Origin of the sequence: Shewanella sp. JNE2 (genome assembly GCF_023159115.1) — a bacterium.
GTDB lineage: Bacteria > Pseudomonadota > Gammaproteobacteria > Enterobacterales > Shewanellaceae > Shewanella > Shewanella putrefaciens.
Genome location: NZ_CP096169.1, coordinates 2,057,058 through 2,073,318, shown reverse-complemented (window position 1 = coordinate 2,073,318; position 16,261 = coordinate 2,057,058). Strand labels below are relative to the sequence as shown.

13 protein-coding genes are annotated in these 16,261 nt (G+C 45.9%); 8 read left to right on the top strand and 5 right to left on the bottom strand.

What is annotated here, in order from left to right:
- The first annotated feature begins 30 nt into the window (after positions 1 to 30).
- Positions 31 to 2,121 carry a TonB-dependent siderophore receptor gene (locus MZ182_RS09300; RefSeq protein ID WP_248066011.1) on the top strand — a complete coding sequence of 697 codons (2,091 nt, stop codon included), beginning with the start codon at positions 31 to 33 and terminating at the stop codon, positions 2,119 to 2,121.
- 189 nt (positions 2,122 to 2,310) lie between these two features.
- On the opposite strand, the gene MZ182_RS09295 is transcribed toward MZ182_RS09300, so the two are convergent.
- Positions 2,311 to 3,087 carry a CLCA_X family protein gene (locus MZ182_RS09295; protein WP_248065839.1) on the bottom strand — a complete coding sequence of 259 codons (777 nt, stop codon included), beginning with the start codon at positions 3,085 to 3,087 and terminating at the stop codon, positions 2,311 to 2,313.
- Between the two features lie 223 nt (positions 3,088 to 3,310).
- On the opposite strand from MZ182_RS09295, the gene MZ182_RS09290 reads away from it, so the two are divergent.
- Entirely contained in the window at positions 3,311 to 4,921 is a 1,611-nt protein-coding gene (locus MZ182_RS09290; protein WP_011789466.1) for an ABC-F family ATPase, read from the top strand.
- A gap of 124 nt (positions 4,922 to 5,045) precedes the next feature.
- Here the strand turns inward: MZ182_RS09290 and MZ182_RS09285 are convergent, their stop codons facing one another.
- Positions 5,046 to 5,633, bottom strand: coding sequence for a hypothetical protein (locus tag MZ182_RS09285; protein WP_014610660.1), 588 nt, complete (start codon positions 5,631 to 5,633; stop codon positions 5,046 to 5,048).
- 201 nt (positions 5,634 to 5,834) lie between these two features.
- Here MZ182_RS09285 and MZ182_RS09280 point away from each other — a divergent pair, with 201 nt between their 5' ends.
- From MZ182_RS09280 to hypA, 6 genes are all read left to right on the top strand, one after another.
- Positions 5,835 to 8,534, top strand: coding sequence for an acetate--CoA ligase family protein (locus tag MZ182_RS09280; RefSeq protein WP_011789468.1), 2,700 nt, complete (start codon positions 5,835 to 5,837; stop codon positions 8,532 to 8,534).
- A 274-nt stretch (positions 8,535 to 8,808) separates the two neighbouring features.
- Positions 8,809 to 9,591: a hydrogenase nickel incorporation protein HypB gene (gene hypB / locus MZ182_RS09275; protein WP_248065840.1), complete on the top strand. Its 783-nt coding sequence runs from the start codon at positions 8,809 to 8,811 to the stop codon at positions 9,589 to 9,591.
- Entirely contained in the window at positions 9,591 to 9,836 is a 246-nt protein-coding gene (locus MZ182_RS09270) for a HypC/HybG/HupF family hydrogenase formation chaperone (RefSeq protein ID WP_011789470.1), read from the top strand. The genes hypB and MZ182_RS09270 overlap by 1 nt, the downstream gene beginning before the upstream one ends.
- 61 nt (positions 9,837 to 9,897) lie before the next feature.
- Positions 9,898 to 11,037, top strand: coding sequence for a hydrogenase formation protein HypD (gene hypD, locus MZ182_RS09265; RefSeq protein ID WP_248065841.1), 1,140 nt, complete (start codon positions 9,898 to 9,900; stop codon positions 11,035 to 11,037).
- The gene (hypE, locus tag MZ182_RS09260; RefSeq protein WP_248065842.1) at positions 11,030 to 12,046 is read left to right on the top strand and encodes a hydrogenase expression/formation protein HypE; all 1,017 of its coding nucleotides are present in this window, start codon (positions 11,030 to 11,032) and stop codon (positions 12,044 to 12,046) included. The genes hypD and hypE overlap by 8 nt, the downstream gene beginning before the upstream one ends.
- Positions 12,046 to 12,393, top strand: a complete 348-nt coding sequence (gene hypA, locus MZ182_RS09255) for a hydrogenase/urease nickel incorporation protein HypA (protein WP_011789473.1) — start codon at positions 12,046 to 12,048, stop codon at positions 12,391 to 12,393. The genes hypE and hypA overlap by 1 nt, the downstream gene beginning before the upstream one ends.
- A gap of 136 nt (positions 12,394 to 12,529) precedes the next feature.
- Here the strand turns inward: hypA and lpxM are convergent, their stop codons facing one another.
- The 3 genes from lpxM to pheT all read right to left on the bottom strand — a co-directional run bounded on the left by lpxM (position 12,530) and on the right by pheT (position 16,255).
- Positions 12,530 to 13,471 (bottom strand): lauroyl-Kdo(2)-lipid IV(A) myristoyltransferase, encoded by a 942-nt coding sequence (gene lpxM / locus MZ182_RS09250; protein ID WP_115017976.1) that lies wholly within the window; start codon positions 13,469 to 13,471, stop codon positions 12,530 to 12,532.
- A 96-nt stretch (positions 13,472 to 13,567) separates the two neighbouring features.
- A complete protein-coding gene (gene ihfA / locus MZ182_RS09245) occupies positions 13,568 to 13,864 on the bottom strand; it encodes an integration host factor subunit alpha (RefSeq protein WP_006081370.1) in 297 nt (98 codons plus the stop codon).
- Between the two features lie 3 nt (positions 13,865 to 13,867).
- The gene (gene pheT, locus MZ182_RS09240; RefSeq protein WP_248065843.1) at positions 13,868 to 16,255 is read right to left on the bottom strand and encodes a phenylalanine--tRNA ligase subunit beta; all 2,388 of its coding nucleotides are present in this window, start codon (positions 16,253 to 16,255) and stop codon (positions 13,868 to 13,870) included.
- Positions 16,256 to 16,261 lie beyond the last annotated feature (6 nt).

Sequence of the window (16,261 nt, the reverse complement as noted above, 5' to 3'; positions counted from 1 at the left end):
GCTCACAAAAAACAATGATGGGGAATCATGATGCAAAAATCGCTGTTAGCTACACTCATTTCAAGTCTTTTATTAGCGCCAAGCTCCTACGCTAATGAGCCTCAGTCCACTACTGATATTGAAGTCATCAGTATTAAGGGAAGTCGTTTAGATAAAGCCGCAACGGCAACTGGGTTGCCCTTAACGCTGCGGGAAACGCCACAATCAGTCACCATTATTGATCAAGAGTTTATTCAAAGTTTCTCACTCAATAGTGTCGCGGACTTAATGTTTTTAACCCCTGGCATTTATGCTCAAAAAGCCGAGACCAACCGCTATTTCTTTAGCTCCCGCGGTAATCCCATTACTAATTTTCAGTTTGATGGCGTCCCCGTTAACTACTCGAGTTTCTTTAATGACGCCTCAACCGACACCATATTATTTGACCGCGTTGAAGTTGTCCGCGGTGCAACAGGACTCTTAACGGGTGCGGGTGAACCATCTGCAGCAATTAACCTTATCCGTAAACGTCCTAAAGCGGCACCTGGCGGCTATGTCAGCGCAAAAGTCGGTGCATGGGATAGTTACCGTGTTGAAGGCGATGCCTCCGTTGATGTAACAGAGAGTGGTGATGTGCAGGCACGCTTTGCTGCCGCCTATGAAAAATCAGATAGTTATATTGATCTAGCCGAAGATGAAAACCTGCAAATTTATGGCGTGATCACGGCAAAACTCAGTGATAATACCCTATTTACCCTAGGTGCTGATTACAGTGACCGAGATCCTAAAGGCTCTACTTGGGGTGGTCTTCCTCTATTTTATGCTGATGGCAGCTTAGCTAATGATTTATCCCGTTCGACCACAACAGCAGCCTCTTGGTCAAGTTGGCAACGCAATGGTGCAAACGTCTTTGCTACGCTTGAACATAATTTTGATAATAATTGGGACGTCAAATTTGACGTGGAACATCGTGAAGATGAGATGGATGGGCACTTGCTTTATCTCTATGGTGCGCCAGATAAAACCACAGGTTTAGGTATGGAGGCATCGGCGATGATCTATCAATCAACCCGTAAACAAGATGCCGCGCGGCTATTTGCCTCTGGGCCATTCGAACTCTTTGGTCGTGAGCATAAACTTACCGCAGGTTTACTATACTCTAAGCAAGATACGACCGCAGATTCCTATTACCCATTAAATAGCATAAGTATTGGTAACTTCTTCGAATGGGATGGCTCCGTCGCTGAACCCAGTTATCCGTCTACGCCAATCTATCAAGAAGGTGAGGAAACTCAAAAAGGGGCCTATCTCGCGACACAAATTAATTTACACGATCAATGGATGCTCTTACTGGGTGGCCGCATTAGCCAATATAAATTTGAATCAAACGCGGCGGCTGACTACAACAATAGCGATGTCTTTACGCCCTATGCAGGTCTGATATATAACCTCAACGATAGCATCTCGATTTACACCAGTTATACCGAAATATTTCTGCCACAGGATGCAAGAGACGCAAACAATAAGCGCTTAGAGCCTATGACCGGAAATAATATTGAACTGGGCGCAAAAGGGGATTTCTTCGATGAAAAACTGACCGCCAGTATCGCCGTATTTAAAGTGCAAAAAGAAAATGTGGCAGAACCCGATGATAACGCCCTTCCCTTACCTGGTGGCAATTATCCAATGCACTTGGTGGATGGCACCAGTAACCAAGGTTATGAAGTTGAGTTAAACGGTAGACCAGTAGAAGATTGGGATCTGTTTTTCAGCTATACCCATAGTAAATCAGAAGATCAAGATGGTTCAGCCTTTAGCACCTATCTACCAAAGGATCTGATTCGTTTATCCTCCCTTTATCACTTTGACGGTGCACTCTCGGATCTGACAGTCGGCGGTAACTTAAGCTGGCAGAGTAAAATTTACAAAGACAAAGCAGGTCCCAATGGTGAGCGTTCCGAGCAAGACAGCTATTACCTCGTGAATCTGATGACAAGCTATCAACTGACAGACGATGCGAAAGTTCAACTAAATATCAATAACTTATTTGATAAAAAATATTACTCTAGCATTGATTTTTACAATCAAGGTTTCTTCGGCGAACCCCGAAATATTGAGTTAAGCCTAAGCTATAATTTCTAGAGCAAGTTTCTAGCAAGTTAACCCATAATGCCGTGTCATAACGTACACGGCATTTTTATGTTCAATGAAATAATGACATCCGCAATTTAGCTCACCCATAGCAGCCATGAGTACGCATTACACCTAAGGTTGATATTGCCATTGAGTCTTTCTCTACGTGCATCATTCGAATACTCAAGAATGAGCGGGTTATTTTGCCAACGCGATTCCCAAAGGTTCAAAGTAATCGAGCAACGCTGTAAAAATCCTCTGCCGATGTAACTCATCTGGATAGGCGCCCTCCTTCGCCATTGCTGAAAAAGACGTACCAGAGACTAAGTAGGGATTAGAAATATCCCGATAAGATTCAATACACGCTTCAAATGCCCTCGCCATCATTTCCGTTGGTTGTGAAAAATACCGAGTGCCATAGCGTTTATCCAGCGCTAATGCGCGGCGCACATAATCGCTCGGCTCTTTTCCATCAGGGCTTAATAGGGTCACCTTAAAAATTTCAGATAATCGCAAATTAAGGGGATGCTTAATCAAGGGTGAATCGGCAAGCCAAAGATCACTGGCACATAAAAAGTGTCCTTCGCTCAAGTTAAAAGCTTTAGGCGCAATGTAATGGTCAAACGCATGCCAAAACTCGTGAGCTAATGCACCCGCGCCCGCATTTTTAGCTAATGCAAGTTCCCTTGTCGCTGGAGCATAGTGGGCTTGAACCCCTTTTTGACCGCCATGACCAAAGGCAAGACTTAAGGTTTGTCGCAATCCTAAGGTTAACGGTGGCAATTTAAGGATAAAGGCAAGATCGGCAAGCGAGTCAAATACCAGATTAGCCGCAATACGGGACTCTTCCCGTGTCACCCAACGGCCAACACGAACATGACTAAAGCCAAAGGTTTGTTTGATATCCAAAAAAGAAACCGGTTCACTAAAGCGATAATCGGGGCCGTTACGAATATATTGTTGACGGATTAACAAAGGTACCTACAACCAGTTATAAAGAGGTCATTAAGCCCGCCATTCTATGCGAAAAAGGCTTAGAACAAAAACCCAAGCATTTGTCTACTCGCATCTTACGCGGTTAATCTGTATACTCCGCGGCCTTATTATGTTGGCTTTGCGCTTAGTCATCTTGTTGCCTTAAGTCCGCTCATTGGTCTACAGCCCTTTACCTTTATTACCCAAATTAGGAACGTTCCTTTTGATCTCTACCGCAAATATCACAATGCAATTCGGCCCCGAGCCTTTATTTGAAAATATCTCGGCAAAATTTGGTAACGGCAACCGCTACGGTCTGATCGGCGCTAACGGCTGCGGCAAATCCACCTTTATGAAAATCTTAAGTGGTGCACTCGCCCCAACCTCAGGCAATGTGTCCATCACACCGGGATTAAAGGTCGGTACCTTAAGCCAAGATCAATTTGCCTTTGAGCAATACACTGTTATCGATGCGGTGATCATGGGTGATGTTCAGCTTTGGAAAGTCAAACAAGAACGTGACGCAATTTATGCCAAAGCCGACATGACCGAAGAAGATGGTATGCGCGTTGGCGATCTTGAAAGTGAATTTGCCGAAATGGATGGCTATAGCGCCGAAAGTCGGGCGGGCGAAATCCTGATCGAAGCGGGTATTGAAGAATCCTTCCATTACGGCCCAATGTCCCAAGTCGCTCCAGGTTGGAAATTGCGGGTGTTATTAGCCCAAGCCCTATTTGCTAACCCCGATATTTTGCTGCTCGACGAACCGACCAACAACTTGGATATTCATACCATTAGTTGGCTTGAAACCGAGCTGAACAAACGCAAATGCACCATGATCATCATCTCCCATGATAGGCATTTTTTAAATGCCGTTTGTACCCATATGGCGGATATTGATTATGGCGAACTGCGCATTTATCCCGGCAACTATGAATACTTTTTAGCCCAATCTTCCCTGCTACGTGAACAGCTATTGGCGGGTAACGCTAAAAAGAGTGCTGAGATTGAAGAATTACAGGACTTCGTAAACCGTTTTGGTGCTAACGCCTCTAAGGCCAAACAAGCCAGTTCTCGAGCCAAACGTATGGATAAAATTAAACTCGATGAAGTGAAATCATCGAGCCGCATTACGCCTTCCATTCGCTTTGCTGCCGGTAAAAAAATGCACCGCCAAGCCTTAGTGCTGGAAAATCTCGGCCACGGTTTTGACGGTGAACTCCTCTTCCAAGGCGGCGATTTAATTCTCGAAGCGGGCGCTAAGCTAGCGATAATCGGTGAAAACGGTGTTGGTAAAACCACCTTACTGCGCTGTTTAGTTAATGAGTTAATCCACAATGAAGGCACGATTAAATGGTCCGAGAATGCCTCTATCGGTTATTGCCCACAGGACAGCACCTCAGATTTTGATAACGATCTCACCATCATGGAATGGATGGATCAATGGCGCCAACCTAAGCATAACGATTTGATGGTACGCGCCATGCTTGGACGCCTACTGTTTACCGAAGATGATGCCAATAAAAAAGCGAAAAACTGCTCAGGCGGTGAGAAAAACCGTTTAATCTTCGGCAAGTTAATGATGCAAGACATTAACGTCATCATCATGGATGAACCCACCAACCATATGGATATGGAAGCCATTGAAGCCTTAAATAATGCACTCAAAGACTTTGAAGGCACCTTAATATTCGTCAGCCACGACCGTGAATTTGTTTCATCATTGGCAACGCGGATCATTGATATTAAAGATAAAAAACTGATTAACTTCCAAGGCACCTTCGATGAATATCTTTCAAGCCAAGCTGACATTATGGCAAGACAGCGCGCTTAATATGGCGTGACTCACTCATATCGATTAACGCGGGGTTAGCACATTAAAAGCCGTCATTGGATAACCAATGACGGCTTTCTTATTAATACAGCCCGTTATCAATATACCGAGTCATTTTCATAAACTATGGGCGGTAAATGAGCTTATTGATTTTTTTGACTAATCCCTCGCGATTTTTAGCCAGTTTAAAAACCGTTGGCAAATGTCGAATGACGATTGGCTCAGACGCAAATACCGCGTCGCGATCTTTAGCCTGAATATAATCACGGATCTGCTGCATCATCATTTTATTGAATGCCCAAAGTAAATGGCCTTTAAATTCAATTGAATAAAATGCATCTTGGGGCCATTCAAGTTGATGTTTCTGTTTTGCCATACATTGATGACAACAAATAAGGCCAAGATCTGTGCCGTCCGTAAAAGCACTATTTGCCCTATGCTCCCAAGTCGAAGCACCTTGGTATTTTTCTGGCAATTTTTCCCGCCAAGACACTGCACCGAATAAGGGAGGAAAAAACAGCACGCCGGGCCATTTATGGGCAAATCTTTGGTTAAACAGTTTGATCTCAAACTGCTCGTTTTCAAATAAATGGGCATCTTTTTTTTCTATTTGTAAAACATGAGCATAGGTGAAAGTAGCACAACCATCACATAAGGGACAAACAACCTCAACCCTATCGGGTAAACTAAAAAACTCGTAAAATCCTGTCATTGCTACCACTGCCAAATGTATTAGAAACGGATTTGAATATCATCAACACTGAGTTTATCAAACCTGTTATCCACTCGGTAACTTCCTTCAGTAAAACGGACTCAATTCATCATATAGTCTTAGTAGATACAGAAACTTAACTGTGCAGCCATCAAACCCTAGGTTACACTGAAAGCGTCATTGATTGGGATGGAATCGCTTATGAGTCAACGTACATTAAACTCCTTATTTAAACCGACTTCCGTTGCCATTATTGGCGCCTCGAATACCGAGAAACGCGCTGGTAATGTGTTGATGAAAAACCTGCTCTCCAGTGGTTTTTCTGGGCCAATTATGCCTGTTACGCCTAAATATCGGGCTGTGATGGGCGTGCTTGCCTATCCCAATATTGAGGCCCTTCCGATAAAACCCGATTTAGCCGTGATTTGTACCCGTGCTTGCCGCGTGCCCGCTATTGTTGAAACCTTAGCTCAGTTTGGTTGTAAAGTGGCCATTATTATGGCCTCAGGTATGGCACAGGAGTTTAATGAGGAAGGTGTGAGTTTGCTCGAACTTACGATGCAACATGCTAAGCGTTATGGCATGCGTATCCTTGGGCCGAATAGTTTAGGTATGTTATTGCCGCCACTTGGTTTAAATGCCAGTTTAGCCCATGCCAGCGCGCTTCCTGGGAAAATTGCTTTCGTGTCTCAATCCGCCGCCATTTGCACGACGGTACTCGATTGGGCCAATAATAAAGGCATAGGGTTTTCTTCTTTTATTTCTCTTGGTGACGCCACCGATATTAACTTCGATGAATTACTCGATTACTTAGGCCGCGATAGCCGCACCAGCGCCATTATGTTGTATATCGATTCAGTCAATGAAAAGCGCCATTTTTTATCAGCCGCCCGCGCCGCCTCCCGCAATAAACCCATCCTCGTCATTAAATCGGGCCGAAGCCCTGAAGGTGCCCGCGCCGCAAAATTGCACACGGGTGGTGTAGGTGGTAATGATGCCGTGTATGAAGCGGCATTTCGCCGCGCAGGTATGTTGCGGGTTAATGATTTAATTGAACTTTTTGCGGCGGTAGAAAGCCTGGCTCATTCAAATCCACTCCAAGGGGAACGCTTAGGTATTATCAGTAATGGTGGCGGCCCTGCCGTATTAGCAGTCGATGAGTTAATTTTACGTGGTGGAAAGCTGGCCGAACTCACAGAGGACACCATTGCTCAGCTTGAGGCCGTGTTACCCAGCACTTGGTCACGGCAAAATCCTGTCGATATTATCGGTGATGCCGATGCGACTCGTTATGCTAAGGCATTGAGTATTTTGATGGATTGTAATGAGTTAGATGCCATATTAGTGTTACATTCACCGTCAGCACTTGGTGAGAGTGTTGAAATCGCTGATGCATTGATCAAGACCATACACACCCATCCCAAAAAGAATCGGTTGAATATTCTCACCAACTGGAGCGGAGAAGATTCGGCCTATCAGGCGAGAAAGCGATTTACAAAGGGCGGCATTCCGACCTATCGCACACCTGAAGGTGCCGTGGGTGCGTTTATGCACATGGTTGAATATCGCCGTAACCAAAAATTACTGCAGGAAGTCCCCCAATCCATTCCCGATAATATTCCAACCGATAGCCAAACCGCGCGAAAATTACTGCAAGCTGCGCAAGCTAAAGGAAAATCGGTACTCGAAACCCATGAGGCGATCCCCATTTTGCGTGCTTACGGCCTCAACACTATTGATACTTGGTTTGTTAAAGATGCCGATGAAGCCGTTGCTATCGCCAATGAGGCGGGTTATCCCTTGGCTTTAAAAGTCCAATCGCCCAATATTTTGCATAAATCCGATGTGCATGGGGTCATGCTTAATTTAACGTCGGCTGAAGATATCCGTCATGCGGCGAACGCGATTACGCAAAGGGTGCATCAGGCGAATCCCGACGCCATTATCGAAGGTATGATAGTGCAAAAAATGGCGCTAACGGCGGGTGCACAGGAGATCCGCGTGGCCGTGATAAGCGATCCCGTCTTTGGCCCTGCCATTTGTTTAGGTGAAGGCGGCTCAGAATGGGATCCCACAAACGATGCCGCTGTTGCCCTGCCCCCACTCAATATGGCATTAGCGCGCTATATGGTGATCCAAGCATTAAAGACCCACAAACTAAAGGACCGGCATTTACCCTTAGGTTTAGATATGAATGCCCTGTGTGTGATGCTAACGCAGATCTCCCACATTATTATCGACTGCCCCGAAATTGCCTCATTAGATTTAAATCCCGTATTAGCAGCGGGAGAAAAGATCACCCTGCTCGATGTGAATATTCGCTTGCATGATGCTAATACCGACAGCACTTCCCGCCTCGCGATCATGCCCTATCCCAAGGAATTAGAAGAAGAAGCCGAACTTAAAAATGGCCTAAAGGTGATGCTAAGGCCAATTTTACCCGAGGATGAACCTAAGCATTTGGCCTTCGATAACTCGCTATCCGATGAAGACAGGTACAAACGCTATTTTGGGGTACGTTCTAAAATGACCCATGAGGAAATGGCGGTATTAACCCAAATCGATTACGCCCGAGAAATGGCGTTTATCGCGACCGCAAAAGGCCCAGATGGTGATGATATCACCCTAGGCGCAGTAAGGGCTTCTATCGATCCCGATAATACAGAAGCCGAATTTGCCATGGCAGTACGCGGCGATCATCAAGGCATAGGTCTAGGCAAGTTACTACTCGAAAAACTCATTAAGTATTATCAAGCCAACGATACGGCAGTGCTCACAGGTTTTACCATGTTTGAAAACCGTAATATGGCAAGCCTAGCAAAAAGTTTAGGATTTAAAGTCACCTTCGATATGGAGGAACATTTGATCAAAATGCATATGGATCTTAAACAAAACCAATAACAAACTGATTTACGGCGATATTAGCAACTGGAATACCGTCAATAATTTGCTTAGCCCGTATTTACCGTTGTAAAACTACTCTGGGAAATTCAATGGCATGTATTAAAACGTGCCATTGAATCCCCATAACCTGACGAATATCAAAGAATCATTTCCCGATTTGTATCACACTTAACATTAGCGTAACCAAATTTAACGATTTGCCCATAATATTATGGTGACGGGGTAAGCTAAATCCAAGGGTCATCATAATGCCTAAAGGAGTGATAACACTATGTGTAAAGACTGCGGCTGCTCTCTTACCCGCCACGAACATGATCATCTCGGCGCGCATTCACATAACCACGAGCACCACCATCCTGAACTGCACACGAATCCCCAGTTAAACGATAAAAAAACCTTATCGGTTATTCACAAAATTCTCGACAAAAATGATGTTGAAGCGGGCCATAATCGTGCTCATTTCGAGGCGCATAATATTACCGCCTTTAATTTGATGAGCAGTCCTGGCAGTGGTAAAACCACGCTTTTAGAAAACCTCAAAGAATACACCACGCTTAACTATGCGGTGATTGAAGGCGATTTAGAAACCTCGCGCGATGCTGATCGTCTCATCGCGAAAGGTATTAAAGCCTACCAAATTCAAACCGGATCGGCTTGTCACCTTGATGCCTTCATGGTTCACGGCGCCCTGCACCACTTACCCCTTGAAGGCTTAGATATTTGTTTTGTGGAAAACGTCGGCAACCTCGTTTGTCCTGCAAGCTATGATGTGGGCACCCATAAAAATATCGTGCTGCTATCCGTACCAGAGGGCGATGATAAGATTGAAAAATATCCGGTAATGTTCCGCCGCGCCGATGTCGTTTTTATCACTAAGTGCGATCTACTGCCCTATTTTGATTTCAATCTAGCCGAAGCCAGAGCCCAGCTTAAAAAACTCAATCCAGATACCCAAATTATTGAAGTCTCAATTAAAGATGGCGATTCAATGCAGGCGGTTGCCGCTTGGCTTAAGGACAATCTTCGCCAAACATCTGTGGGAGAGTCGCAATAATGTGCTTATCCATTCCTTCCCAAGTCGTGGCAATTGATGCCGAGCGCCAGAGTGTCACCGTCGACACCTTAGGGGTTCGCCGCGATGTCAGTAGTCATTTAATGACTGAGCCGCTTGAAATTGGTGACTATGTGCTTATTCATATTGGCTTTGTGATGAATAAAATCGATAAAGAAGATGCACAACAAAGTCTTGAACTTTATCAAGAAATTGTCACAAAGCTTGAAAACGAAGCCATGCATTAACCCACATTAAATCCTTTTTCGATAAAAGGCGTGCGCTCAATCAGCGCACCAAGGAAAGAGAATGCTTGAACTAAAACACCTCTACCAAGGCTTTCGCGATCCCCAGACTATCGCCAATTTGGCGCGGGACATTCAGCTAACGGCTAAAACGATCAAGCAACAAATCAATATCATGGAGGTGTGTGGTGGTCATACCCACACAATCATGAAATACGGTTTACTGGATTTACTGCCTGATAATATTGAATTTATCCACGGCCCAGGTTGTCCAGTATGCGTGATGCCCAAGGAACGTATTGACCAAGCTGCCGCGCTTGCCTCCCAAGAAAATGTGATCCTTGTGACGCTGGGCGATATGATCCGCGTACCCGGTTCTCAAGGCTCTTTAGCCAGTTTTAGGGCCAAGGGCTGCGATATTCGCCCAATTTACGATCCCTTAGATACCCTCAAAATCGCCCGAGATAATCCCGATAAAATCGTTGTTTTTTTTGCCATTGGTTTTGAAACCTCAACACCAATGACAGCGATTCTGCTCCAACTGGCCGAACATGAAAAACTCGATAACCTGCTTTTCCATATCAACCATGTATTAGTGCCTCCAGCGATAGATGCCGTGATGCACGATCCTAATGCGCGAGTGAATGCCTTTATTGGCCCGGCCCATGTCAGTGTGATAAGTGGCGCTAAAATCTACCGCCCAGCGGTCGCGCAATATGGCACGCCCGTAGTGGTCTCAGGTTTTGAACCTGTCGATGTAATGGAATCCATCCTGCGTATTATCCGACAAAAAGCGGCAGGGAAAGCCGAGCTTGATATCCAATATAGCCGGGCCGTATCAGAGGATGGCAATCTCACAGCACAAGCTAAAGTGAACCAATTCTTTAGTGTTAGACCACAATTTCGCTGGCGCGGCCTTGGCCCAATACCCAATTCAGCGCTGCAACTCAGACCTGAATATGCCCATAGAGACGCCGAACTACGGTTTAAAGATCGCTTGCCCGTGAAAGAAATTGATGATCATAAAGCCTGCCAGTGCGGAGATATTCTTCGCGGCCTCGCGAAGCCTAAGGACTGCAAAGTCTTTGGCCGAGGTTGCAACCCTGAAACGCCATTAGGCAGTTGTATGGTCAGCTCTGAAGGCGCCTGCAATGCCTATTACCGCTACCAAGGTGTCGATATCAAGGAGCCACATCATGGCTGATTCTCCAAAGGATAAATCCATTCAACTTAGCCACGGCGGTGGTGGCAAAGAGATGAACAAACTCATTCGCGAGCTGTTTTTTGCTGAGTTTGATAATCCAATTCTGCGTAATGAAGAGGACGCTGCAAAACTCGACTTACATGGCGCCAATGCTTTTACCACAGACTCTTTTACCGTATCACCGTTGTTTTTTGCCGGCGGGGATATCGGCAAGCTTGCTATCGCGGGCACTGTTAACGATCTCGCCATGATGGGCGCTGAACCTCAGTATTTAAGCTGCAGTGTTATTATAGAAGAAGGTTTTTCTATCAATGACTTAACCACAATCGTCCGCAGTATGGCCAAAGAATTAAAACAAAGTGGTGCACGGATTGTTTGCGGCGATACTAAGGTTGTCCCCAAGGGCTGCGCCGATGGTTTATTTATTAACACATCAGGTATTGGCCGCATCCTGCGTCCCAATATCTCGGCTGCAAATCTCACTGCGGGCGATACGATTATTGTCTCCCGTGATATTGGCTGTCACGGTGCGGCCATTTTAATGGCTCGTGAAGGTTTAGTGCTCGAATCAGCGCTGCAAAGCGATTGCGCGACGCTCTGGCCCGTCGTGGAGCAGTTGATTGCCGCCAATATTCCCATTCATGCGATGCGTGATGCCACCCGCGGTGGTTTATCAGCGGTATTAAATGAGTGGGCGGTTGCCTCCAATGTGGGGATCACAGTGAATGAGGCGAGTATTCCTGTTTGTGATGAAGTCAAAGGCTTATGTGAACTCTATGGCTTTGAAGCCATGGATCTCGCCAATGAAGGCACCTTTGTCCTTGCTGTACCTCAGGAGATCGCCTTAGGCGCGCTCGAGATTATGCAGCGTTTTGGTCACTGTGAACAGGCTGCCATTATCGGCACGGTTACAGATGAAACCGCAGGGAAAGTGATTTTAAAAACCCCGTGGAATACCAAGCGCTATCTCGATCTTCCCCAAGGTGAACTGCTGCCAAGGATTTGCTGATGCACGAATATTCGATTGTGAGTGCCCTGATTGAGCAATGTGAACAACACGCGCTCGCCAATCAGGCAAATAAGATCACTCGGGTAGAGATTAAACTTGGGGTGATGAGTGGGGTTGAGCCCGCATTACTGCAAACGGCCTTCGATACCTTTAAACTCGATGGTATATGCAAAGAAGCTCAGCTCAATATGCAATTACAGCCCTTGGTGATTGAATGCCTCGATTGCCAAACATCGTCTGAACTGAATGAACGCTCCATCGTCTGCCCTGCTTGTCAAAGCTATCGAACCCGCGTTCTCGACGGCGAAGATATGTTACTGATGCAACTTGAAATGGAGCAGGAATAGGCATCTGTATCATTGATTGTATCGAGATTGAAAACATGTCGATGTTCGGTGCTGATATTTCTAGTTCCTTCCCCAAAGTACAAAAGGCTTTGAGCTAACCGCCTCAAAGCCTTTTTAGATCCATCATCAAAAGTTTTTAGTTACCATAAATAGAAGCCTCTCCCTCTGGACGCGTTTTTAATAAGCGCAGAAACCACATATATTGCTCTGGGTAAGCCAAGATCACCTGCTCTACAACCTTATTGAGTGCCAAGGCTTCATTCTCTTTCCCCAGCATATCTTCCGGAGCAATAGCAGGCATCACAGTCAGTTCAAACCGATATTGAGCTTGGTTATAGCCAATCTTTACTGGTAATACTTGAGCATTACCCGCCTGCGCTAAACGTCCAACCACAGGAAGCGTCGCTTTAACCGTCCCAAGAAAAGGCGTAAACACACTTTGTTCTGGACCTAAATCCTCATCAGGCAAATAAAAAAAGCTGTTATTCTGTTTAAGCTCGGCCAATAAGGCCCGAATACCCGCCTCACGCATATACACATGGCCGCCACAGCTACTGCGCACCCGATTACTAAACCAATTAAACAAACCGTTTTTATGGGCTTTTGCCATAGTCACCAGAGGCATCTCACAATTGATGCGTAATCCGGCATAATCTATCGGCCAGACATGGGGCATGATAAAAATAATCGGTTGTCCCGCTGCCTGCGCTTTTTTCACATGCTCAAATCCAAACAGGCTCACACGGCGGCGTAAATGTGCTTTCGAGCGAACTAATAACTCACCTTGGGATAAAAGCACCAAGACGAAGTGTTCTACGTTATCTTTGATCAATGCTTCAATTTCAGCGGCAGATTTTTCAGGAAAACAGGCTTTCAAATTCGCTCTTGCCACTCTAATCGGCTTTTTGGCAATTGGAATAACCCATTTTGCTAATAATCTTGCAATGGGATCACGCAGCCATGCGGGCATAAGTCCAAAAATAACCAGTAAACCAATCGCTAACCACGAGCCCCAATATTTAGGGTGTAGCAAGGAGAGTGTAAAGCGACGGTCAAAATATTTGGGCTGTCTTGACAAAGAAATCACCTCAGACAGTGGATAGGATAATGTGGCGAAAAAAATAAACAGGAAAGCCACTCGCTATGGAGTGGCTTTCCCATCAAACAAACGAAATTATTTACCCGTATTTGCAGCTTCTACACGAGTTTTCAGCTTCTGGCCGGGACGGAAAGTCACGACACGGCGAGCAGAAATAGGAATATCTTCGCCTGTTTTTGGGTTCCTTCCCGGTCTTTGATTCTTGTCCCTAAGGTCAAAGTTGCCAAAGCCAGATAACTTGACCTGCTCACCACTTTCAAGTGCGCCCCGAATTTCTTCAAAGAACGACTCAACCATCTCTTTGGCGACACGCTTGTTCATTCCCAGTGTTTCAAAAAGATGTTCTGCCATTTCGGCTTTGGTAAGTGCCATACTTTAATCCCTCAACGATGCGTTGAACTCGGTCTTAAGGGCAGAAACAACTGATTCAACTGTCTCAGCGATCTCTTTTTCCTCAAGTGTACGAGTAGTGTCTTGTAATGTAAGTGCTATCGCCAGGCTCTTCTTGCCGGGTTCAACACCTTTACCTAAGTATACATCGAACAAGTTTATGCCAACCAACTGATTTTCGCCAACTTTTCTTATCACTTTCATTACATCGCCTGCAGATACACTCTCATCTACTACAACTGCGATATCACGACGATTAGCTGGAAACTTAGATACAGCTTGGGCTAGCGGTAAACTGGTATGCAATAAAGCATCCAATTCCAACTCAAAAACGATGGTTTTACCATTGAGTCCAAAAGGCTTCTCCAAACTAGGATGGATTGCACCTATATGACCGATCACTCGATCATTTCTCAATATTTCAGCACATTGCCCCGGATGGAGGGCAGAATGCGTTGCTACTCTAAAGCTAAATTCTGACGCGGAAACTGTCAAGCCGATAATTGCTTCTAAATCACCTTTAAGGTCGAAAAAATCAACGGTTTTCGATTCCATAGCCCAATGTTCATCATTTTGAAGCCCTGTAATGACACAAGCGAGCATAGCTTGCTGTCTTACACCGGATTCTGCATTGATATCAGGAACAAAGCGCAGGCCAGTTTCAAAAAGTCTCACTCGACTCTGCTGACGACTTTGGTTGTAGCCAACGGCGGCCAATAAACCAGTGAACATTGACAGGCGCATGGCCGACATTTCACTGGAAATGGGGTTGGGTAACACCATAGCCTGCTCACCGGGATGCACCAGATTTTGCAATTTCGGATCAACAAAGCTATAGGTAACCGCTTCTTGGAAGCCGCGAGCGACCAGTAAGGCACGAACGCGTTTTAGGCTTAGGTCTGATTCTTTATGATCTGACATACGCAGCGCGGCAACAGGCGCCGTATTAGGAATATTGTCATAACCGTAGATACGCGCCACTTCTTCGATTAAGTCTTCCTCAATCGCCATATCGAAGCGATACGTGGCCGTGGTCACCTGCCAGCTATCTTGGCTAGCAACCACACTAAAGCCTAGACGTTGCAGAATCTCAACCACATCAGTGTCTGGCACATGGTGCCCCAAAATTCTATCTAACTTGCTACGACGTAACAGGATTTGTGCAGGTTTGGGTAAATCAGCATCCGATTTCGCTTCCACCACTGGGCCCGCTTCGCCGCCACAGATATCAAGTACTAAACGGGTCGCACGGTCGATAACCTTGTGTTGCATCTCAGGGTCAACACCACGTTCAAAGCGGTGTGATGAATCTGTGTGCAAACCTAAGCGACGTGATTTACCCATAATCGCTAAAGGCGCGAAGAAGGCACATTCAAGTAGAATATCTTGGGTCGTGTCGCTTACCCCTGAGTATTCGCCGCCAAACACGCCTGCAAGGGCTAATGGACGCGCATCGTCGGCGATCACTAAGGTATCGCTTGGAATCGTCACTTCGCTGCCATCAAGCAGAGTGATTTTCTCATCACCGTTACCTAAACGCACTTGGATATCGCCCGTTAATTTGGCCAGATCGAAAGCGTGCATCGGTTGACCAAATTCAACTAACACAAAGTTAGTGATATCAACGATAGGATCGATAGAGCGAATACCGCTACGGCGCAATTTTTCCTGCATCCATAAAGGCGTTGCCGCTTTCACATTGACGTTTTTCACCACGCGACCTAAGTAGCGGGGGCATGCCGCTGGCGCCTTAACGTTAATGGTTACTTTAGCATCTATCGTTGGTGTAACGGCTTGCCACTGTGGCTCAACCACTGTTTGGCGGTTTAACACGCCCACTTCACGGGCAAGACCTACCATGCCTAAACAATCGGCACGGTTAGCGGTTAAATCCACTTCTATCACGGCGTCATCAAGTTTGAGATACTCACGCAGATCCGTGCCTAATGGCGCGTCCAATGGCAGTTCGATAATGCCATCGCTTTCGACGTTAATGCCAAGCTCGCTGTATGAACACAACATGCCTTCTGATGGCATGCCACGCAGCTTGGCTTTCTTGATTTTGAAATCGCCAGGTAATACGGCACCAACCATAGCCACGGCCACTTTAAGACCCTGACGGCAGTTTGGTGCACCGCAGACGATATCGATAAGCTCGCCTGTGCCCACGCTGACTTTGGTCACGCGCAATTTATCGGCATCGGGATGCTGACCACATTCAACCACTTCACCCACTACCACACCATTAAAATCGGCGGCAACAGGATCTACGCCATCAACCTCAAGGCCGGCCATAGTGATCTGGTGGGATAATGCTTCACGGCTGACTGGAGGGTTTACCCATTCACGAAGCCAAGATTCGCTAAATTTCATGCTATT